This is a genomic window from Telluria sp. ZB4P37, assembly GCF_059685855.1.
In genome coordinates, this window is the sequence record NZ_JCASID010000003.1 from 376,330 (window position 1) to 394,786 (window position 18,457).

Below are 18,457 nucleotides of genomic sequence, written 5' to 3' on the forward strand. Positions count from 1 at the left end.
CTTCGTAGGTGGTGCCACAGCCCTTTCCCGCGGTTTATGGAAGAGCTACCGGCAATCATAGACCTTATTGTTTCTAAACGCTTTTAATCGTGAATTTTCATTAAAATCATATATTTGCATGATTGACGGCCGGCCATAACTGAACGTTTTTGAGTGCTATTTAAGCGTTACCGTTCAAGCTGACTCAATGCTCTGAGACAGCCGAATCTATCTCCAACGAGAGATCGTTGCTCGATTGAGAGATGTGGCAGACTTTTCAGCATCGACGAATATCGCAGTAACGTACAGCAATGACAAACTGACGGGGCAAACTATGAGAAGCTTTCGCTTGCTTACGGCTCTACTTTTTTGTTTCGTCCAGGCATCCTGCTCCAGCGTTCCTAACATCTCTTATCATCCCGTTTGCGAGACGCCTCCTTGCACTAGCGAACAACTAGCTAGGGCTGTAGAGGTAAGAAATGTTCTTGTCGAACGCCATGGATGGAAAGCAGATCTTACCGGCACTAATCCATCAAAATGGCGCACCGTGTCTTATCATCGAGCATGGCTTGAGTACTCCAGCAGCACTAATGATAAGTTTGATGGCGAGCAGAAGCGCGCAATAATCAATCGTTTGAATGCACTTTCCGCTACGGGCCAGCCGCTTTATGCGGTCGTATATGTTCATGGCTGGCATAACAACGCAGATGATTCTACAGATGCTCCTGGTACGAACGCAGGAGCTTTCGATTTTCTGATGGGGCGATTTGTTGATCAACTAGAGCGCAGACATCTTCTTAATAAGAAAGGAGTGATGCCTAAAGTATTGGGCATTTACGTTGGCTGGCAAGGCGAATCTGTTCGTGGTTCAAAAATTCTAAATGTCCTTTCTATAGGTGATCGCGCTCGGGCAGCTGATCGATTGGCTACCGGTCCAAGCTCAGGAAACGGATTGCGTGTCGACCTTAAAGATATCGCAGCAAAGGTAAAAGCAGCAAATCCTGACAGCAAGTTGGTTGTCATTGGACATTCTTTGGGTGGTCGTATATTGAGTATTGCCTTTCTCGATGATTTTCTTAATCCTGGCATTCACACGCCCCGACAACCATTAGGCACTGGCACAACTATCATAACGGTGAACTCGGCAATTAGTGCTGACTGTTTCGACAAAGCCGCTGCAACGCCAGAAATAGGAGCGCAACTTTCGGTTCCAACGTGGTTAAATGTGACCAGTGCAGATGATGGAGCTACTCGTGGTCCGTATTCGCTTGGTGCATCAATAAAATTAATTCCGTCGTGCTCGAATACAGAACGAGGTAAGATTGCTATCGGACATTTTTCCCGATATGTAACACATGACCTCCAAAATGAGCAGATCGCTGAAGCACAGCCTTGGCCGAAAAGTAGGGATCAGGCGGCGAGACTCGGATTTTCTAGTGCGCCTTCAAGCTATCCGCCGCTTTCAATCGGAAGTTTCAATTTTTCCATCCCAATAGAGCAAATCGTGACTTTGGCTTACCCAATGATCGACGGGCCGCGCGAAGAATTAAGCGGGGTGAAGTACGACTACCAAAGTGTGCACTTTTACTCCGCACGCTTAGCTCCAGCAAAGATTTCTGTGTTCCCTAAACAGCTATGGAACGTTCGAACGGATAGAAACACGATTAATTTTTCTGAGCACGGCGACACCATTGGAGCGCTGCATAACGGATTTATTTCAACAAACCTAACTAGGATGATAGTTGACGTTAGTTATGCAGTACCTTAGATATACATGCTTTCGCTAGAGTTACGAGCAGTGGTCTGAGTTTGTTCGTTAGCTGCAATTGAGCTTGGCAACGCGAAGTTACTCGTGGCTGCAGTCAGCTTAGGAAGACACATGGGTTGCTGTATTTATGCGAGCTGGCTGAGCCCTTCGTTTGATTGCTGAGAAAAAGGCATAATGTCTCTGAGCGATGAGGAAGATCTAGTCTTTCGGCTCCCACTTCGGCTTCGGCAGCGTGACGGTTTTTGACGGTCCATCAATGGCCGAGCGCGGGACGACTGGCGCATGGATCGCGTTGACTCAAAACGGGATGCCCATCTTCCGCAACTGCTCGATCTGCTGCCGCTTGTACTTCCGGGCTGTGAGAGTGACCAGCTCTTCCTTGGTGAGGAATGTGTCAGACATGGGATCTCCTAAATAAAAAGGGCTGCATTTTCTTGGCGACCTATGTGGCAACCTGCGTTTGGGACCATGCTCAACGCCGCTTAGGACAGCCGGGCTTCCGATGGGAGAGCGTATTTCTTAATAACTGACACTTTGAAAGATCGCCGACTTCGACTGCCAAAAAACACTAGGTTGGCCTTTGGCGCTAAACATGCTCCAGCGGGCTGGCTGCGGCCAATAGTGTTTTTGCGCCGCGCCATTGTTTCGATTTAACATTTAGAGCTAGCCATTTTGCCTTTGTTGGGTAACCGCCACTCACAGGTTTTTTCCTACTCTCCGTGACAGGCTCAGGCGTAATATTAGTGAGCGAACGGCACGCACCGATGCCGCTGTCGGAGAGAAAAATGAAAAACTGGGCAGTAGCTGTAACAGCTGTATGCTTGGCTTCCGGATGCGCAACTTCGATGAATTACAACCCGCCTACCGCGGTTGGCGTTGTCAACTCAGCAAAGGTGGATCGGCCTTTTGATGCGGTTTGGGATCAATTGGTACGCGAACTCAGCAGCGATTTCTTTGTGATCAACAATATTGACAAGAACTCGCGTCTCATCAATATCTCCTTCAGCAGCACTCGTCCATCTGACTTTGTTGACTGCGGTCGTACCGCTCGATCGTCGAACAGCATGTTCGCTGACGGCACGACTCAGTATGCGACGGCTGATTCCGTCAATTACCGTACGGCGACCACTCTGGGACAGCCCGTCGACGTCAATCGCATAACCAAGTTGGACGGCCGGACCAATATCTATGTTGCACCCGAAGGTACGAGCACAAGCGTCGTCGTTAACACAAAGTACATCCTAGACGTCCGAACGACGCTCACTGCACTCAACGGCAATACGGTTGGCCAAACGTCTGGAGCTATCGACTTCTCGACAAAGAGCCCCTCGGCGCCGACATCCACTCAGCCGGCATGCATGACGAAAGGTGTAATCGAAGCAAAGATCCTCTCATCTGCTGGGCTGAAGACGTAGCCGCGCACATCGTCTGAATACCAATCCAAACCGGCTTCAAATGTCTGAAGACACCCAGCAGCGTAAATTATCGAGAACTCGATCATCATGGCCTACAGACCACTTCCCCAGCACAGACGGAATATCGAAGGCGTTCTTTTCCCGCTAACCGCGGCCATTCATTTGGTCTTTGGAAGTCGAGCCCAAGACCATGGGAGACCCATCGGCGCGTTCTATCCAGTCCACGTCAGCAATACGAGATGGGAACCCTTGGGTGGGATCTGGTATTGCGCTCGGGACGAGCAGGCGGTTTTAGGCCGCAGCGTCAATGCTGATGTCGTGCAGGCATTCGCACAGAGTATCCTTACAGGAGAGGATGTCGTGCTACCAAATGGCAATCTCATCGCCTGGGAATTGATTCCTGTCTTAGAGGCATCGCGCTTGCCGCCACCTCTCAGCACTGCCACCTAACAATTCGCTAGTGCTGCGCCACGAAGGGGGCTCCTGCATGTCGCAAGACTAGCTCTTAAGAGGTAGTGCGTACGGTTGTCGATCGCTTGACGAAAAAATCTTCCTGCCGTAATCTGAATACGTCCCCGAGAAAAAGGGGAACGAGTTTGGCGACTCTAATAGACAAGGGCGGACAACCGCTGTCAGGCGGCTTTTTTTCGTCCGGCCACTGCATCTCCTATGAGCGGCGGTGGTGGGGATACCTTCGGGTATGCCGGTTGCCTTTGTCGCCGGTTCGCCAACCTCGCCACTTGCCGCTCTCCCCGTTTGGCGACGGGACTGCGGTCCTAACCGCTGACAAAGGAGGTTCACATGCCTGGCGCTACTCCAACCCCAAATTCCCGTCTTGAACAACGCTCCCTTGCCGCGCTTCGCGCCATGGAGCCGCGCAAGCAGGCCGAGATGCTCCTCGTGCTCGATGCAATGGCGAAAGCGTTCCCTGCGCGGCGCCCTGTCTCGCTGATGCTTGCCGCCACCAACGACAGCCCGGCCCAGAGTGCCCACGTACCGGCCCCCTGCAGGCTAATCAAGGGAGGCCGGTCATGATGAGGTACCTCTCACCGGAACAGAAGGCACGCGCCGCAGGTCGCGAATGTGCTCTTGAATGGAGCGGCCCGAGCTCCAAGACGCCAACCATTCAAGCAAGGCGCGACGACGCCCGAGCTACCATCACCTCCTTTTTCGAGACCGGTCGCGGCTGCGACTTTTGCGCGAATGACGCCACTCGCGAAGAGTTCGATCACTTGCTGGCCGAATGGGAGCGAGGATTTGAGGAGGCCGCGAAGGTGCTTTTCGGGTCGCCTGAGGATCGCACCGCGGCAATCGAGAAGGTCACAGCGCGTGCCAATGCCATGTGCTCGCTGTTGGGGACCATGAATATCCTCCCGGAGGCAGCCAAGCTCCACAACCTTCGCGCGTGTGCGCAGCTTGGAGACGAGATCGCAGATGACCTGTTGCTACTGGCCGGAGGTGAAGCATGAACGGGGACGGTATTGATGCAAGCAAGCTCTCCTCACTGGAGGCCCAGGTGCTCCGCAACCTCCAGCTGATGGATCAGCGAGCGCGCGGCGAGATGCTCAGAATGTCGACGGCCTGGGCTGACGCACATCCGGCGTGTCAGCGCCCCTCGCTTCGCCTGATCAAGACTATTACGGGAGGTGGCAAATGAACCACAACAGCCCAGACGTCAATAAGCTCACACGGCTGGAAATCGAGATGCTGCGCGCTCTGAAACGGACGGCTCCAGAAAAGCATGCACAGATGGTCGAGGTAGCCAAGATCTTCGCCGGTATCTTTCCGAGGCCCCCGGTGCTCCGCCTGGTCCAGTCCAGTAGCTGAGCTCTCGTTGTAGGGTAGTGTCGGCCGGGCCATTTCGGCGCCGGCGCGTCAACAACACTGGAGGAGGACAGAATGGACCAGACACTGCACAAGATCAGCAACGCGATGAAGCGCCTCGACGTCTGCCGGGCGACGATCTATCGCATGGCCGCACGCGGCGAGCTCGAGCTGGTCCGGATCGGCGCTCGCGCCACCCGGGTTACGGGGGAGAGCCTTGACCGAATTATCGCCGCAGGAAGGATCGTGATGAAATGAGGAAAAGTAACCTATCTCAGCTGCAGATCTAATGAATCATCACCTCGGGGTAAAAATACCTCCACCCTGCCATTAGGTGACGGGTCGAGACCCCCTTTGAACCCATCACCTAACCGCGCTGAACGGTGGTTAGGTGATCAGTTGCACCTAACAGGTTCGCTGCTGTTAGGTACCCGGTTTAGCTAACTCACGCCCTGCATGCGCAATGCGAGCTCAGGAAGCATTTTGCAACCACGCCCGATCGAACCTGACAACATCAACGCATCTTGTTCGATTGAAGGTTGGGGGCTATGAGCGACTTTAAGCGGGAAAGCTACGGTTCGATTGGGCCGAAGTTCGTGTCACTGGAATACGAAGCGCGGAGCCATCTAGGTACTGCAGAGAAAACGCAAACTTCCCCGCTTTTCACTGGAGCGGGTGAAGGGAATCGAACCCTCATCGTAAGCTTGGGAAGCTCAAGTGCGGGTATGCATGCCGGACGCCATAGTTTTGTAGGCTCGTCCTTACAACGAATATGCGAACTCGCCATAATCCTACACAAGCCCTACATAAGGCTCAGAAAGCACTTAGCCCAGCCAAAAGGCTGGGCTCAATGCTTGAGGATGCTGGTGCCGGCTGCCGGTTTCGAACTGGCCACCTGATGATTACAAATCAACTGCTCTACCAAATGAGCTAAGCCGGCGTGATCTTTAGGACAAGAATTATACCTTACTTGATCCGGGTCAGCGTTGGACGCCCACCCTTCTTGGGCGGCTCATCGTTGTCATCTGGCGACGCTGCCGATTCAAGCGAAGCTTCCGCCTGCTGCCTGTCCGGCACCGCCGACAAGGCTGGCGCCGACGTTTCTTCGACACTCTCCGAAGACACCGACTCGGAAGCCGTCGCCCCCACCTCGAACGCCATCCCCTGGCCGTTCTCGTTCGCGTAAATCGCCAGCACGTTCTGCACCGGGATATACAGCTCGCGCGAGACGCCGTTGAAGCGCGCGCGGAAATGGATCGCGTCGTTGTCCATCTTCAGGCCCGAGGTGGCGCCGTAGCTGATGTTCAGGATGATCTCACCCTTGCGCACGTATTCCATCGGAACCGTCGTGGCGGCGTCGACCTTGACGGCGAGGTAAGGGGTGTAGCCGCTGTCCGTGCACCATTCGTAGATGGCGCGCAGGAGGTAGGGCTTGGTGGAGATGTCTGACATTGGTTCTGGTTGATAACAATACTGTTCGTCCACGCAGTTTACTGGAATCGCCTCGAGCGCGTCCGAAACTGGCGTGTACCGGATCGGCGATGCGGCGTGACGGACATCAAGCCCGCCACGCCGCATCAGTGCGTCGATTTAACGGCGCATGACCTTTTCGGACGGGGTCAGCGCTTCGATATAGGCCGGGCGCGAGAAGATGCGCTCGGCGTATTTCATCAGCGGGGCCGCGGTCTTCGACAGTTCGATGCCGTAGTGGTCCAGACGCCAGAGCAGCGGGGCGATCGCGACGTCGAGCATCGAGAACTCGTCGCCCAGCATGTACTTGTTCTTCAGGAACAGCGGAGCCAGGGTGGTGAGGCGGTCGCGGATTTCGGTGCGGGCCTTGTCGTGGCTCTTGTCGTTCGTCTTGTTGCGCTCGCTTTCCAGCACGTGCACGTGGACGAACAGCTCTTTTTCGAAGTTGAACAGCATCAAGCGGGCACGGGCGCGCATCAGCGGGTCGGCCGGCATCAGTTGCGGATGCGGGAAGCGCTCGTCGATGTACTCGTTGATGATGTTCGATTCGTACAGGATCAGTTCGCGCTCGACCAGGATCGGCACCTGGCCGTACGGGTTCATGGTCGAAATGTCTTCCGGCTTGTTAAACAGGTCGACGTCGCGCACCTCGAAGTCCATGCCCTTTTCGAACAGGACCAGGCGGCAGCGTTGGGAGAACGGGCACGTGGTGCCGGAGTAGAGAACCATCATGGTTTATAGTTCCTTAAGAAACAAAGGGGTGAAGCGCCTAGCGACTCACCCCGAAAAATGATTGCCCGTATTATAGCCAACCGGGCAATGAAAGCGAATTTACTTGACGTTTTTCCAGTACGATTCGTTCAGGCGCCAGGCCAGGAAAGCGAAAAGGGACAGGAATAACAACACAATAGCGCCCAACTTCTTGCGCGTGTCTTGCGCTGGCTCAGCCATCCAGCTCAAGTAGGCAACCAAGTCAGCCGTGGCGGTGTCGAATTCCTGCTGGCTCATCGTGCCTGGCGTGACCTGCTCGAAGCCCGTGAACTTGTGGACCTTCTTGCCAGCCTCGTGCGGATCGGCCACTTCCTCGAACTTGGCGGTGCGGATGCCCTGCATTTGCCACATGGCGTGCGGCATGGCCACGTTCGGCACGACCATGTTGTTCCAGCCGGTCGGGCGTGCGCTGTCGGCGTAGAAAGTGCGCAGGTAGGTGTACAGGTAGTCCGCGCCGCTGCCGGCCGGAGACGATTTCGCGCGGGCGATCACCGACAAATCAGGCGGCATGGCGCCGAACCATGCCTTGGCATCGTCCGGGCGCATGGCGGTCGTCATCATGCCGCCGACCTTGTCTTGCGAAAACAACAGGTTGGCTTTGATTTGTTCTTCCGTCAGACCAAGGTCGCGCAGGCGGTTGTAACGCATGCTTGATGCCGAGTGGCAGTTCAGGCAGTAGTTGACGAACAGCTTGGCGCCGTTCTGCAGCGACGACATGTCGGCCCGCTCGGGCGCGGGCTCGAGCGGATAGCCGCCTTCGGAGGCAAAAACCAGTCCCGGCACCAGCGCCAGGACTGCGATCAGTTTCTTCGCAAAGAATTTCATGTGATGTCCTTGTGCTCTTGTTCTTCGATTAGTGTGGCGTGAAGGTCAGGCGCGTCGGAACCGGCTTGAACCGGCCCATCGTGCTCCACCACGGCATCAACAGGAAGAACGCAAAGTACAGCAGGGTCGCCACTTGCGAGATGATCGTGAAAGTCGCCGTCGGCAGTTGGGTACCCAGGTAGCCCAGCACCACGAAGATCACTGCGAACAGCAGGAACACGGTCTTGTGCCAGTTCGGGCGGTAGCGGATCGAGCGTGCCGGCGAGTGGTCGAGCCACGGCAGGAAGGCGATGATCACCACCGACGAGCCGAACAGCACCACGCCCCAGAACTTCGCATCCAGCACCTGCGGCAGCATGCCGATGACGATCACCAGGCCGATGACGGCGATGATGAGCTTGGTGCGGTAAGCCAGGCGCGACTTCAGCCAGATGAACACGACGTAGGCGGCCACGGCTGCCATCAGCACGTACATGAAGTCGGCGGTGGTGGCGCGCAGCACCGAGTAGAACGGCGTGAAATACCAGGTCGGGGCGATGTGCGACGGCGTCTTCATCGAATCGGCCGGCAGGAAGTTGTTGTACTCCAGGAAGTAGCCACCCATCTCAGGCGCGAAGAACACGATTGCCGAGAAAATGAGCAGGAACACCGACACGCCGAAGAAGTCCTTCGCCGAGTAGTACGGGTGCGACATGATGCCGTCCACCGGGTGGCCGTCCGGGCCCAGGTTGTCCTTGATCTCGATGCCGTCCGGGTTGTTCGAGCCGACTTCGTGCAGCGCGATCAGGTGGGCGGCAACCAGGCCCAGCAGCACCAGCGGCAGCGCGATGACGTGGAAGGCGAAGAAGCGGTTCAGGGTGGCGTCCGACACGACGTAGTCGCCGCGGATCCACAGCGACAGGTCAGGACCGATCAGCGGAATGGCGCCGAACAGGTTGACGATCACTTGCGCGCCCCAGTACGACATCTGGCCCCATGGCAGCAGGTAGCCGAAGAAGGCTTCCGCCATCAGGCACAGGAAGATGGCGAAGCCGAAGATCCAGATCAGCTCACGTGGCTTGCGATACGAGCCGTACATCAGGCCGCGCGCCATGTGCAGGTAGACCACGATGAAGAACATCGAGGCGCCGGTCGAGTGCATGTAGCGCACCAGCCAGCCCCACGGTACTTCGCGCATGATGTATTCGACCGAACCGAAGGCCAGGTTGGCGTCCGGCTTGTAGTGCATGGTCAGGAAGATGCCGGTGATGATCTGCAGCACCAGCAGCAGCATGGCCAGCGAGCCGAAGATGTACCAGAAATTGAAGTTTTTCGGAGCGTAGTACTTGCCCCACTGGTCGTTCCAGAGTTTGGACAGCGGGAAGCGGTCGTCGACCCAGGCCAGGGCCTTGTGGCCGGCCGGTGCGGTCGCCGGGAGCGTCGTTTCTTTGAATGCGCCTGCCATGTTACGCCTCGCCTTTCTCGTCTTTACCGATCACCATGCGGGTATCGGACAGATACATGTACGGTGGGACATCCATGTTGGTCGGCGCCGGCTTGTTCTTGAACACGCGGGCCGACAGGTCGAAGGTCGAACCGTGGCAAGGGCAGAGGAAGCCGCCCGGCCAGTTGTCCGGCAGGTTCGGCTGGGCGCCTGCTGCCAGGCGCGACGACGGCGAGCAGCCGAGGTGGGAGCAGATACCGACCGTGACCAGCACTTCCTTGTGCTCGGCGCGCGCGCGGTAGGGATTCTTGGCATAGGCCGGTGTCGGCAGCTGGTACTCTTTTTCGGAATTCGGATCGGCCAGATCGCCCGAATCCTTCTCGAGGGCGGCCATCATTTCCGGCGTGCGGCGCAGGATCCAGACCGGCTTGCCGCGCCATTCGACGACCTTCATTTCCCCCGGCTTGACGTCCGCGATGTCGACCTCGACCGGAGCACCGGCGGCTTTCGCACGCTCGGATGGCTGGAAGGTACTGACGAGAGCGCCCGCCGTGGATACTCCAACGACGCCACCTGCTGCGCATGTAGCGACGAGCAGCCCGCGTCGGCCTGAATCGACCTGTTTTTCGTTACTCATACCAACCCCACTCCGTGAAAATACGAACCTTAAGAATCTAGTAAAGAGCTTCCAGCAACACAAAATTATATGTGAAGGGCAATACCGATTGGAAAAAAATTATCAAGCGGACACAACAAGCTTGAAATTTGAAGCATTTTTGGGCTCTTTATAGGCCGTGCATACACGCCCGGTAGCTTACGGTATGATGGACATCCTTGCCTCAATAATAATGAAAGGTGTGGTCATGAGCATGATGGGCGAGTTCAAAACGTTCGTAACACGTGGCAACGTCGTCGATCTTGCTGTCGGCGTGATCATCGGGGGCGCATTCGGGCGCATCGTCGATTCGCTGGTCAAGGACATCATCATGCCGCCGATCGGGGCGTTGTTGGGCGGCCTGGATTTCGCCAATTATTATGTGCCTTTGAACGGCCAGGGTACTACCTTGCCGCTGGTCGAGGCCCAGAAAGCCGGCGCCGTACTCGCTTACGGGAATTTCCTGACCGTCCTCCTGAACTTTATCCTGCTGGCGTTTGTCATCTTCCAAATGGTGCGGATCGTGAACCGTATCCGCAAGCCGGCCGAAATCACCGCGGTGGAGGCTGAGGAAATCCTGCTCTTGCGCGATATCCGTGACTCCCTGAGAAAGTGAAAGACGGCACCCTCCATGAGATCCGGCCAGCCAGGCCGCTGCGGCGGCTCTGGCTGCTGTTCGCGCAAACCGTCACGGTGGCGCTGGCACTGTATTTCGTGGTGGCTGCCTTGCGGCCCGAATGGCTAGCGCGGGCCCCGACCCAGGTCATGATCGGAAGCGGCAGCATGCCGGGCAAGGCCGTGCCGGTGCTGCAGGGGCCGGTCCTGCCGGCGGGCGGCAGCTACCGCGAGGCGGCCGGACGCGCCATGCCGGCCGTCGTCAACATCCTCACCAGCAAGGCTTCGCGCGAGACCCATCCGCTGCTGAAAGACCCCTTTTTCCGCCGTTTCTTCGGCGACCGCATGCCGCCCGCCGAGCAGCTGGCCAGCCTCGGCTCGGGCGTGATCGTTAGCACGGACGGCACTATCCTGACCAATAACCACGTGGTCGAGGGCGCGGACATCATCGAGGTCGGCCTGGTGGACGGGCGCAAGATCCCGGCGCGCATCGTCGGCACCGACCCGGAAACCGACCTGGCCGTGATCCGCATTTCGGCCAGCAACCTGCCGGTGATGGTGCTGGGCGACCCGGAGCGCGCGCGCGTGGGCGACGTGGTGCTGGCCATCGGCAATCCGTTCGGGGTCGGCCAGACCGTCACCTTGGGCATCATTTCGGCGCTGGGGCGCAACAACCTGCACATCAACCACTTCGAGAATTTCATCCAGACCGACGCCGCCATCAACTTCGGCAACTCGGGCGGGGCCTTGGTCGATACCAACGGCCACCTGCTCGGGATTAACTCGGCCATTTATTCCCAGACCGGCGGCTCGGTCGGCATCGGGTTTGCTATTCCCGTGAGCACCGCGAAGACCGTGCTCGATTCGATCGTCAAGCACGGTACGGTGGTGCGCGGCTGGATCGGCATCGAATCCCAGGACATCACGCCCGAGCTGGCCCAGAGCTTCGGCCTGGGCCGCGACAGCGGCGCCATCATCGCCGGTGTGGTACGCGGCGGCCCGGCCGACCGCGCCGGCATCGAGCCGGGCGATATCCTGGTGGCAGTCGGCAGCAAGCCCGTGGCCAATACCAGCGAGATGCTCAACCTCATCGCCCAACTGGAACCAGGCGAAAAGGCGCCCTTCCGTATCATGCGCAGGAACCGCGAGTCCACGCTTGCCGTCACCGTGGGCAAGCGCCCGCGCCAGCCCCAGTAATTTTTCTTTTTTTTGGAATTTGCATGCACCTGCGTGACCTGACGCAATTTTTAAGCGAGCTCAGCGAGAACAACACCCGTCCCTGGTTCATCATGAACAAGCCGCGCTACGACATCCTGCGCGCCGAATTCCTCGACGTTCTCACCGAACTGATCCGCGAGCTGGGGACCTTCGACAAACAGGTGGCAGGCTGCGATCCGAAGAAGGCGATGTTCCGCATCCACCGCGACGTGCGCTTCGCCAAGGACAAGCGACCCTACAAAACCCATTTCTCGGCCGGCATCGCCCCGCTCGACAAGCGGCGTCCGAGTGCGGCCGGCGGGCCGACCTATTACTTCCACATCGAGGCCAACGGCAACCTGCTGTTCGGGGCCGGCGAGTACCTGCCGCCGGCGCCGCGCCTGAAGGCGATCCGCGAGCACCTCGTCAACGATGCGACAGGCTTCACGAAAATGTTGAAGAATAAGCATCTCCGGTCTACCTACGGCGACCTGCAGGAAGAAGATAAATTGCAGCGCCCCCCCAAGGGCGTCGATCCGAATCACCCGCTGGTCGAATACTTGAAGCTCAAGAGCTTTTTCGTCTGGGTCGAGGTGCCGCTGCTGCTGAATGCGCCGGAACTGCTGGTGCCGCAACTGGCCAGCGGCATGAAGGACGCGTTCGCGCTGGTCACCTGGCTGCGCGGGGTGCCGGAGAAGCACGAAGAGCCGGAATAACAGAACACATTCATTACGGAGGGCGACATGGCCTTGCAACATGCAGTTTCAGGCGAACGCATCGCCTTGCAGCGCAGCGACGACGACATCGCGCATTTCACCTCGATCGCCCTGATCAAGACCGAGCACATGGAATTGATCCGGCTGGTGCTGCCGAAGGAAAAGCCCATGCCAGAACACAAGGTTGAAGGGGAAATGACCCTGGTTTGCCTGGAAGGCGAGATCGCGTTCGACGCGTATGGGCGCACCACGATCCTGCGGCCGAACGAGATGGTCTACCTGGCGGGCGGGGAACCGCATGCGATCCGGGCGAATCATGACGCGGTGGCCTTGATGACCATTTTGCTGGGGCCGGTGCGCGGCGGTGGGCCGACGAATAATCCGCGTGGGTCGGGCAATTAAGCTTCGCTGCGCTCTGACGAGTTAGCGATACGCGACGAAATTGCGGAGCCAATGCCAATGGCATTGACTCCGCCTTCGCCGGGATGACGTTGTTTTTTGTTAGCGGGACACCGAATTCGTTAAAGCCGTCACCCTTAAAACCGCCGTGCCGGCGCAGGCCGGTACCCAAGTTTGCTTGAACAGCCAATAACCTAACCGTTACGCCAACTCATCCCGCGGATCCCTTGCCAGCAACTGCTGCGCCATCTCCGTCGCCGCCACCCCATCGAACAGCACCGCCGCCACCGCCTCGGTGATCGGCATGTCCACGCCCAGCCGGCGGGCCAGCGCGCGCACCGACTTCGCGCACGGCACGCCTTCCGCCACGTGCCCCAGTTCGGCCACGATGGTATCGAGCTGCTTGCCTTGGGCCAGCGCCAGGCCGACACGCCGGTTGCGCGACAAGTCGCCCGTGCAGGTCAGGATCAAATCGCCCATGCCGCTCAGGCCCATGAAGGTGCCCGGCTGTGCGCCCAGGGTCACGCCCAGGCGGGTGATTTCGGCGAGGCCACGGGTAATCAGGGCCGCGCGTGCATTCAGGCCGAGGCCCAGGCCGTCGGCCGCGCCGGTGGCGATCGCCATCACGTTTTTTACTGCGCCGCCCACTTCCACGCCGACCATGTCGTCGCAGGCATAGACGCGCAGGTTGTTGCCGTGCGCCGCGGCGACCACGCGTTCGCGCAGCTGGCTCGAAGTCGAGGCCACGCTCAGGGCGCAGGGCAGGCCGCGCGCGACTTCCTGCGCGAACGACGGGCCCGACAGCGCTGCGCCGTCGACCGAATCGCCCAATACTTCCGCCACCACCTGGTGCGGCAGCAGGCCGGTGCCGGCTTCGAAGCCCTTGCACAGCCAGACCACGTTCGGGAGGGCCGCTCCAGACATCGCGTGGCCTTTCAATTGCCCCAGCAGCGGGCGCAGGCCGGCCACCGGGCAGGCCAGGATCAGCAGTGGTGCTTGGTCTGAATCGGCATCGACCACGTGGGCCAGCGCGGCCTCGAAGTCGGCGCCGACGCGCAGGCTGGAGGGCAGCGGGAAGCCCGGCAGGTAGTGCAGGTTCTCGCGTGCAGCCTGGGTTTCGGCCATCTGTTCGGGATTGCGTCCCCACAGCAGCACGTCATGGCGGGCCGCCAGCGCAATGGCCACGGCCGTGCCCCAGGCACCGGCGCCCAGGACGGTAATCTTGGATGGTTGTTTTTGTTCTTGCATTTTTATTGAGCAGGCGACATTACAGGCCCCAGAGGTCGTTCGAGCGCATATAGCCGAGGATGCCGTCGCGGTGGCGCACGCGCACCCAGGCGATCGCGCTGGGGTCGACCAGTTCCAGTACCACGCCCTTGTCGGCGGTCATCAGGACGGGGGAGGTGTCATCCGCTTCGGCGAAGACCTTGGCGCCGGGCGTGCTGACGATGACGTTGCGGCGCGCCACCAGCCCCTTGGCTTCGGTCCAGGCCAGTTCGCCATTCACGTCGCGCACCTTGACCCAGTCGCCATAGCCGATAACAACCTGCAGCGGCATGCCGCGCGGCGCGATGTACAGCTTGGCGCCCCGGGTGGTGGGGGTGTCGTACAGGATCACGGGGGCCGGGCCGACGCTCTTGAAATCGAAGCCGAACGCAGCCGGTGCGGACAACAGGAGCACGCTGGCGAGGAGACGGGATGGGATCATGGCGAGCCAAAGATCGGATCAAATCCGCGGATCAAAAATCGCGGGTAAACCGGGGTAATACCGTGGACGCCGGAAGGCAAGCACGGGCACCGCTAGCGATGCCCGCGAAAGAACGACTTACTGTGCCGGAGCTTCGGCAGCCTGTGCCATGGCTTGCTGGCGCTGCTGGTAGAAGGCTTCGAAGTTGATCTCGGCCAGGTGCACCGGTGGGAAGCCGGCGCGGCTGATCACGTCGGCGATGTTGGCGCGCAGGTAAGGGTAGACGATGTTCGGGCAGCCGATACCCAGCAGCGGATCCATCTGCTCGGCAGGGATGTTGCGGGCTTCGAAGATGCCGGCCTGCTTGCCTTCGACCAGGAAAGCGACCTTGTCCTTGACCTTGGCGGTGACGGTGATGGTCACGGTCGACTCGTAGATGCCGTCGGCGATACTGTCGGCGCCGACGTCCAGCGACACTTCGATGGTCGGGGCTTCCTGCTCGAGGAAGATCGCCGGGGAATTCGGTTGCTCCAGCGACATGTCTTTCAGGTAGACGCGTTGGATTTGGAAGACTGGTTGCAGGTTTTCGTCGGACATGGAACGCTTTCGTGAAATTTTGGATGGACGGACGCGCCGTCACGGTGCTTTGGTCAAACGCGACGGCAATTGTATCAAAATCAATTTGGATAAAATACCCCCGCCGGCGCGCCGCCCAAAGCCTGTCAAATCAGGCGTACTTTGGCGGATTTACTGGCCTTGCAGCAACGGGTCCAGGCGGCCTGCCTGGTCGAGGGCGTACAGGTCGTCGAAGCCGCCGACGTGGGTCTCGCCCACATAGATTTGCGGGACGGTACGGCGGCCGGTGCGCTGCATCATGATCTGGCGCTGTTCCGGATCGAGGTCGACACGGATGCGTTCGATGGCGGTCACGCCCTTGGCTTCGAGCAGGCGCTCGGCGCGAACGCAGTACGGGCAGCTTGCGGTGTGGTACAGAACGACGTGTTGGGTCATGATGCTTCCTTCCTGAATGGCATTGGTTACTTGGTCACCGGCAGGCCAGCCGCGGTCCAGGCCGTCAAGCCGCCTTCGAGCGCATGCGCGTCATCGAAGCCGGCGGCCGCCAGCAGGCGCACTGCCTTGTCGGCGCGGGCGCCGGTCTGGCAGACGACGATGAAGCTGCGGCCCTTGGACTTGTCCAGCTCGCCGATACGATTGTTCAAGTCTGCCAGCGGGATGTTTTTTGCGTCGCGCACATGGCCGGCAGCAAATTCGTCGGCACTGCGCACGTCCAGAACGACGGTCTTGCCGCGATTGATCATCTGCGTGGCCTGCAGCGGGGAGGCGCGCTTGCCGCGCGGCGCCATGGCTGGCCAGAGCAGGGCGGCGCCCGAAATGACGGCGATTGCCACGACGAAGATATTATCGAGAATGAAATTCACAAGGCTTCCAATGGTTGAACTGAATCGGCGCATTATAAAATAGATGCTGGACCGGATATCAATCGCACCTTTTAAAGAAGAGCTTATGTACAAAATCGTATTCATGCGCCATGGCGAATCCACCTGGAACCTGGCCAACCGGTTTACCGGCTGGGTCGACGTCGACCTCACCGAAAAGGGCATCCAGGAGGCGAAAAACGCCGGCCGTGCCCTGCGCGACGCCGGTTTTACCTTCGACCTGGCTTATACCTCGGTGCTCAAGCGTGCCATCCGCACCCTGTGGCTGGCGATGGACGAAATGGACATGATGTACCTGCCGGTCAAGAACGACTGGCGCCTGAACGAGCGCCACTACGGCGCCCTGCAGGGACTGGACAAGGGCGAGACGGCCGCCAAATACGGCGACGAGCAGGTGCTGGTCTGGCGCCGCAGCTACGACACCCCGCCGCCGGCCCTGGCTCCCGACGACGAGCGCACCTCGTTCAAGGATCCGCGCTACGCCAACCTCGAGATGTCGCAGATCCCGCTGACCGAATGCCTGAAGGACACCGTGGCGCGCGTGATGCCTGCATGGGACGAGGAAATCGCCCCGGCCATCCGAGCCGGCAAGAACATCCTGATCTCGGCCCACGGCAACAGCCTGCGCGCCATCATCAAGATGCTGGACAACATCAGCGACACCGACATCGTCGGCCTGAATATCCCGAACGGCCAGCCGCTGGTGTATGAGCTCGATGCCGACCTCAAGCCGATCAAGAGCTATTACCTGGGCGACCAGGAAGCGATTGCCGCCGCCGTGGCGGCCGTGGCCAACCAAGGGAAGGCGAAGTAAGTTTGCGTTTGCCATCCATGAAGTCAGTTGGCAGCGCGCTCCTGTGCGCGCTGCTGGCCGCCGCGCTGTCCAGTCCCGCTTACGCCCAACGCCAGACCGACCGCAGCCGCCAGAAGCTGACGGCGGAGAAGCAGCGCGCCGGTATCCAGCAGCGGCTGCAGGCCATCAAGCGCGAGATCGCCCGCACCGAAAGCGAAAAGGAAGACGCTGCCGACGAGCTGGCGGAGTCCGAGGCCTCCATTTCCGACGCCAACCGCGCCCTGCGCGACCTGGCCGAGGAGCAGGATGCCACCAGCACCCGGGTGAACAGCCTGGCGCAGGAGCAGGAACGGCTGGCCCAAACAATTGTTAATCAAAAAAAACAATTGTCCAAGCTGCTGCGTGAGCACTATGTGGCTGGCAACGAAGACCGGATCAAGCTGCTGCTGTCCGGCGACAACCCGAACCGCATCAACCGCGACCTGCAGATGATGGCCTATGTCTCGCAGGCCCAGGCCAAGCTGCTGGGCGCGCTGCGCACCAACCTGGCCCAGGTCGAGGCCAACCGCGACAAGGTCGAGAACGCCCAGCAGGAGTTGCAGGAAATCGCCGACGAGCAGCGCGATCAGAAAGCGCTGCTGGAAAAGGAAAAGTCGCGCCGCAGCGCGCTGCTGTTGGATTTATCCAGCAAGCTGTCCGACCAGCGCAAGCAGGCCGACCGCCTGCAGCGCGACGAGCAGCGCATGAGCGGCCTGGTCGATCGCCTGACGCGCCTGCTGCGCGAGCAGGCCGAAGCCGAGCAGCGCCGCCAGGTGGCGCTGGCCGCCGCCAGGGCCAAGGCGGAAGCAGAAGAAAAAGCGCGGGCCCTGGCGCGCGCCAAGCTTGCGGCCGAGAAGGCGGAACGCGAACGCATCGCACGCCAGAACGCCAAGCCCGGCACCAAGCCGAAACCGGAGCCCGAACCGGAACCACCGAAGGTGGCCGAGCACCCCAAACCCGTCGAGAAACCGACGGCGCCGCCGCCAGCCGAAGTCACGCTGGCCCCAGCCGCACCAAGCGGCGCCTTTGCCAGTCTGAAAGGCCGCTTGAGCGTGCCGGTCAGCGGCAGCATCGCGGCGCGCTTCGGCGCCCGCCGCGGCGAAGGGCCGACCTGGAAAGGCATGTTCATCAAGGCGGCGGAAGGCACCGAGATCCGCGCCGTCGGACCGGGCCGGGTGGTCCACGCCGACTGGATGCGGGGCTTCGGCAACCTGATCATCATCGACCATGGCGGCGAGTACCTGTCGATCTATGGGAACAACTCGGCGCTCCTGAAACGCCCGGGCGACATGGTGCGCGCCGGCGAGGCTGTCGCGAGCGCCGGCAACACCGGCGGCAACGAGGAATCGGGGCTATACTTTGAGCTCAGGCATCGCGGCAAGGCCTTCGATCCGGCAAGCTGGATCAAATTCTAGGGGCACATT

General features: G+C 59.5%; 22 protein-coding genes and 1 tRNA gene. 11 read left to right on the top strand and 12 right to left on the bottom strand.

What is annotated here, in order from left to right; genetic code table 11:
* Nucleotides 1-244 precede the first annotated feature (244 nt).
* Nucleotides 245-1,747 carry a hypothetical protein gene (locus AC56K1_RS09040; RefSeq protein WP_497157509.1) on the top strand — a complete coding sequence of 501 codons (1,503 nt, stop codon included), beginning with the start codon at nucleotides 245-247 and terminating at the stop codon, nucleotides 1,745-1,747.
* Between the two features lie 297 nt (nucleotides 1,748-2,044).
* On the opposite strand, the gene AC56K1_RS09045 is transcribed toward AC56K1_RS09040, so the two are convergent.
* Complete coding sequence (locus AC56K1_RS09045) at nucleotides 2,045-2,149, bottom strand: DUF4224 domain-containing protein (RefSeq protein ID WP_497157510.1); 105 nt, start codon at nucleotides 2,147-2,149, stop codon at nucleotides 2,045-2,047.
* Between the two features lie 383 nt (nucleotides 2,150-2,532).
* Here AC56K1_RS09045 and AC56K1_RS09050 point away from each other — a divergent pair, with 383 nt between their 5' ends.
* From AC56K1_RS09050 to AC56K1_RS09065, 4 genes are all read left to right on the top strand, one after another.
* Nucleotides 2,533-3,162, top strand: a complete 630-nt coding sequence (locus tag AC56K1_RS09050; protein ID WP_497157511.1) for a hypothetical protein — start codon at nucleotides 2,533-2,535, stop codon at nucleotides 3,160-3,162.
* Between the two features lie 1,031 nt (nucleotides 3,163-4,193).
* A complete protein-coding gene (locus tag AC56K1_RS09055; RefSeq protein WP_497157512.1) occupies nucleotides 4,194-4,631 on the top strand; it encodes a hypothetical protein in 438 nt (145 codons plus the stop codon).
* A gap of 184 nt (nucleotides 4,632-4,815) precedes the next feature.
* On the top strand, nucleotides 4,816-4,989 hold the full coding sequence (locus AC56K1_RS09060) for a hypothetical protein (RefSeq protein ID WP_497157513.1): 174 nt from the start codon (nucleotides 4,816-4,818) through the stop codon (nucleotides 4,987-4,989).
* Between the two features lie 72 nt (nucleotides 4,990-5,061).
* Nucleotides 5,062-5,244, top strand: coding sequence for a helix-turn-helix domain-containing protein (locus AC56K1_RS09065; RefSeq protein ID WP_497157514.1), 183 nt, complete (start codon nucleotides 5,062-5,064; stop codon nucleotides 5,242-5,244).
* 606 nt (nucleotides 5,245-5,850) lie between these two features.
* Here the strand turns inward: AC56K1_RS09065 and AC56K1_RS09070 are convergent.
* The 6 genes from AC56K1_RS09070 to petA form a co-directional block, all read right to left on the bottom strand.
* Nucleotides 5,851-5,926: transfer RNA gene (locus AC56K1_RS09070), tRNA-Thr, on the bottom strand.
* A gap of 26 nt (nucleotides 5,927-5,952) precedes the next feature.
* Nucleotides 5,953-6,438, bottom strand: a complete 486-nt coding sequence (locus AC56K1_RS09075; RefSeq protein WP_497157515.1) for a ClpXP protease specificity-enhancing factor — start codon at nucleotides 6,436-6,438, stop codon at nucleotides 5,953-5,955.
* 138 nt (nucleotides 6,439-6,576) lie between these two features.
* Nucleotides 6,577-7,188: a glutathione S-transferase N-terminal domain-containing protein gene (locus tag AC56K1_RS09080; RefSeq protein ID WP_171085447.1), complete on the bottom strand. Its 612-nt coding sequence runs from the start codon at nucleotides 7,186-7,188 to the stop codon at nucleotides 6,577-6,579.
* Nucleotides 7,189-7,287: 99 nt separating this feature from the next.
* Nucleotides 7,288-8,052 (bottom strand): cytochrome c1, encoded by a 765-nt coding sequence (locus AC56K1_RS09085; protein WP_497157516.1) that lies wholly within the window; start codon nucleotides 8,050-8,052, stop codon nucleotides 7,288-7,290.
* Between the two features lie 28 nt (nucleotides 8,053-8,080).
* Nucleotides 8,081-9,496 carry a cytochrome b gene (locus AC56K1_RS09090; RefSeq protein ID WP_497157517.1) on the bottom strand — a complete coding sequence of 472 codons (1,416 nt, stop codon included), beginning with the start codon at nucleotides 9,494-9,496 and terminating at the stop codon, nucleotides 8,081-8,083.
* A gap of 1 nt (nucleotide 9,497) precedes the next feature.
* Complete coding sequence (gene petA / locus AC56K1_RS09095; RefSeq protein ID WP_497157518.1) at nucleotides 9,498-10,112, bottom strand: ubiquinol-cytochrome c reductase iron-sulfur subunit; 615 nt, start codon at nucleotides 10,110-10,112, stop codon at nucleotides 9,498-9,500.
* Nucleotides 10,113-10,338: 226 nt separating this feature from the next.
* Here petA and mscL point away from each other — a divergent pair, with 226 nt between their 5' ends.
* From mscL to AC56K1_RS09115, 4 genes are read left to right on the top strand one after another with little or no spacing between them, the layout of a single operon-like run.
* The gene (mscL, locus tag AC56K1_RS09100; protein ID WP_497157552.1) at nucleotides 10,339-10,746 is read left to right on the top strand and encodes a large conductance mechanosensitive channel protein MscL; all 408 of its coding nucleotides are present in this window, start codon (nucleotides 10,339-10,341) and stop codon (nucleotides 10,744-10,746) included.
* Between the two features lie 38 nt (nucleotides 10,747-10,784).
* Nucleotides 10,785-11,942, top strand: coding sequence for a trypsin-like peptidase domain-containing protein (locus AC56K1_RS09105; protein WP_497157553.1), 1,158 nt, complete (start codon nucleotides 10,785-10,787; stop codon nucleotides 11,940-11,942).
* Between the two features lie 23 nt (nucleotides 11,943-11,965).
* Complete coding sequence (locus AC56K1_RS09110; RefSeq protein WP_497157519.1) at nucleotides 11,966-12,658, top strand: DUF2461 domain-containing protein; 693 nt, start codon at nucleotides 11,966-11,968, stop codon at nucleotides 12,656-12,658.
* Between the two features lie 27 nt (nucleotides 12,659-12,685).
* Nucleotides 12,686-13,060 carry a cupin domain-containing protein gene (locus AC56K1_RS09115; RefSeq protein ID WP_497157520.1) on the top strand — a complete coding sequence of 125 codons (375 nt, stop codon included), beginning with the start codon at nucleotides 12,686-12,688 and terminating at the stop codon, nucleotides 13,058-13,060.
* 198 nt (nucleotides 13,061-13,258) lie between these two features.
* On the opposite strand, the gene AC56K1_RS09120 is transcribed toward AC56K1_RS09115, so the two are convergent.
* The 5 genes from AC56K1_RS09120 to AC56K1_RS09140 all read right to left on the bottom strand — a co-directional run bounded on the left by AC56K1_RS09120 (nucleotide 13,259) and on the right by AC56K1_RS09140 (nucleotide 16,183).
* Complete coding sequence (locus AC56K1_RS09120) at nucleotides 13,259-14,305, bottom strand: NAD(P)H-dependent glycerol-3-phosphate dehydrogenase (RefSeq protein ID WP_497157521.1); 1,047 nt, start codon at nucleotides 14,303-14,305, stop codon at nucleotides 13,259-13,261.
* Nucleotides 14,306-14,324: 19 nt separating this feature from the next.
* Entirely contained in the window at nucleotides 14,325-14,765 is a 441-nt protein-coding gene (locus AC56K1_RS09125) for an SH3 domain-containing protein (protein ID WP_497157522.1), read from the bottom strand.
* A 117-nt stretch (nucleotides 14,766-14,882) separates the two neighbouring features.
* Nucleotides 14,883-15,341 carry a protein-export chaperone SecB gene (gene secB / locus AC56K1_RS09130; protein ID WP_489875198.1) on the bottom strand — a complete coding sequence of 153 codons (459 nt, stop codon included), beginning with the start codon at nucleotides 15,339-15,341 and terminating at the stop codon, nucleotides 14,883-14,885.
* 150 nt (nucleotides 15,342-15,491) lie between these two features.
* Nucleotides 15,492-15,755 (bottom strand): glutaredoxin 3, encoded by a 264-nt coding sequence (gene grxC, locus AC56K1_RS09135; protein ID WP_497157523.1) that lies wholly within the window; start codon nucleotides 15,753-15,755, stop codon nucleotides 15,492-15,494.
* Between the two features lie 26 nt (nucleotides 15,756-15,781).
* Complete coding sequence (locus AC56K1_RS09140) at nucleotides 15,782-16,183, bottom strand: rhodanese-like domain-containing protein (RefSeq protein WP_497157524.1); 402 nt, start codon at nucleotides 16,181-16,183, stop codon at nucleotides 15,782-15,784.
* An 85-nt stretch (nucleotides 16,184-16,268) separates the two neighbouring features.
* On the opposite strand from AC56K1_RS09140, the gene gpmA reads away from it, so the two are divergent.
* Complete coding sequence (gene gpmA / locus AC56K1_RS09145) at nucleotides 16,269-17,015, top strand: 2,3-diphosphoglycerate-dependent phosphoglycerate mutase (RefSeq protein ID WP_497157525.1); 747 nt, start codon at nucleotides 16,269-16,271, stop codon at nucleotides 17,013-17,015.
* 17 nt (nucleotides 17,016-17,032) lie between these two features.
* Entirely contained in the window at nucleotides 17,033-18,448 is a 1,416-nt protein-coding gene (locus tag AC56K1_RS09150) for a murein hydrolase activator EnvC family protein (protein WP_497157526.1), read from the top strand.
* Nucleotides 18,449-18,457: the final 9 nt, after the last annotated feature.

Excerpts from the sequence above, each read along its gene's own strand:
- AC56K1_RS09045 (WP_497157510.1), bottom strand. The coding sequence starts at position 2,149 with ATGTCTGACACATTCCTCACCAAGGAAGAGCTGGTCACTCTCACAGCC.
- AC56K1_RS09050 (WP_497157511.1), top strand. The coding sequence starts at position 2,533 with ATGAAAAACTGGGCAGTAGCTGTAACAGCTGTATGCTTGGCTTCCGGA.
- AC56K1_RS09055 (WP_497157512.1), top strand. The coding sequence starts at position 4,194 with ATGATGAGGTACCTCTCACCGGAACAGAAGGCACGCGCCGCAGGTCGC.
- AC56K1_RS09060 (WP_497157513.1), top strand. The coding sequence starts at position 4,816 with ATGAACCACAACAGCCCAGACGTCAATAAGCTCACACGGCTGGAAATC.
- AC56K1_RS09065 (WP_497157514.1), top strand. The coding sequence starts at position 5,062 with ATGGACCAGACACTGCACAAGATCAGCAACGCGATGAAGCGCCTCGAC.
- AC56K1_RS09075 (WP_497157515.1), bottom strand. The coding sequence starts at position 6,438 with ATGTCAGACATCTCCACCAAGCCCTACCTCCTGCGCGCCATCTACGAA.
- AC56K1_RS09080 (WP_171085447.1), bottom strand. The coding sequence starts at position 7,188 with ATGATGGTTCTCTACTCCGGCACCACGTGCCCGTTCTCCCAACGCTGC.
- AC56K1_RS09085 (WP_497157516.1), bottom strand. The coding sequence starts at position 8,052 with ATGAAATTCTTTGCGAAGAAACTGATCGCAGTCCTGGCGCTGGTGCCG.
- AC56K1_RS09090 (WP_497157517.1), bottom strand. The coding sequence starts at position 9,496 with ATGGCAGGCGCATTCAAAGAAACGACGCTCCCGGCGACCGCACCGGCC.
- petA (WP_497157518.1), bottom strand. The coding sequence starts at position 10,112 with ATGAGTAACGAAAAACAGGTCGATTCAGGCCGACGCGGGCTGCTCGTC.
- mscL (WP_497157552.1), top strand. The coding sequence starts at position 10,339 with ATGAGCATGATGGGCGAGTTCAAAACGTTCGTAACACGTGGCAACGTC.
- AC56K1_RS09110 (WP_497157519.1), top strand. The coding sequence starts at position 11,966 with ATGCACCTGCGTGACCTGACGCAATTTTTAAGCGAGCTCAGCGAGAAC.
- AC56K1_RS09115 (WP_497157520.1), top strand. The coding sequence starts at position 12,686 with ATGGCCTTGCAACATGCAGTTTCAGGCGAACGCATCGCCTTGCAGCGC.
- AC56K1_RS09120 (WP_497157521.1), bottom strand. The coding sequence starts at position 14,305 with ATGCAAGAACAAAAACAACCATCCAAGATTACCGTCCTGGGCGCCGGT.
- AC56K1_RS09125 (WP_497157522.1), bottom strand. The coding sequence starts at position 14,765 with ATGATCCCATCCCGTCTCCTCGCCAGCGTGCTCCTGTTGTCCGCACCG.
- secB (WP_489875198.1), bottom strand. The coding sequence starts at position 15,341 with ATGTCCGACGAAAACCTGCAACCAGTCTTCCAAATCCAACGCGTCTAC.
- grxC (WP_497157523.1), bottom strand. The coding sequence starts at position 15,755 with ATGACCCAACACGTCGTTCTGTACCACACCGCAAGCTGCCCGTACTGC.
- gpmA (WP_497157525.1), top strand. The coding sequence starts at position 16,269 with ATGTACAAAATCGTATTCATGCGCCATGGCGAATCCACCTGGAACCTG.
- AC56K1_RS09150 (WP_497157526.1), top strand. The coding sequence starts at position 17,033 with ATGAAGTCAGTTGGCAGCGCGCTCCTGTGCGCGCTGCTGGCCGCCGCG.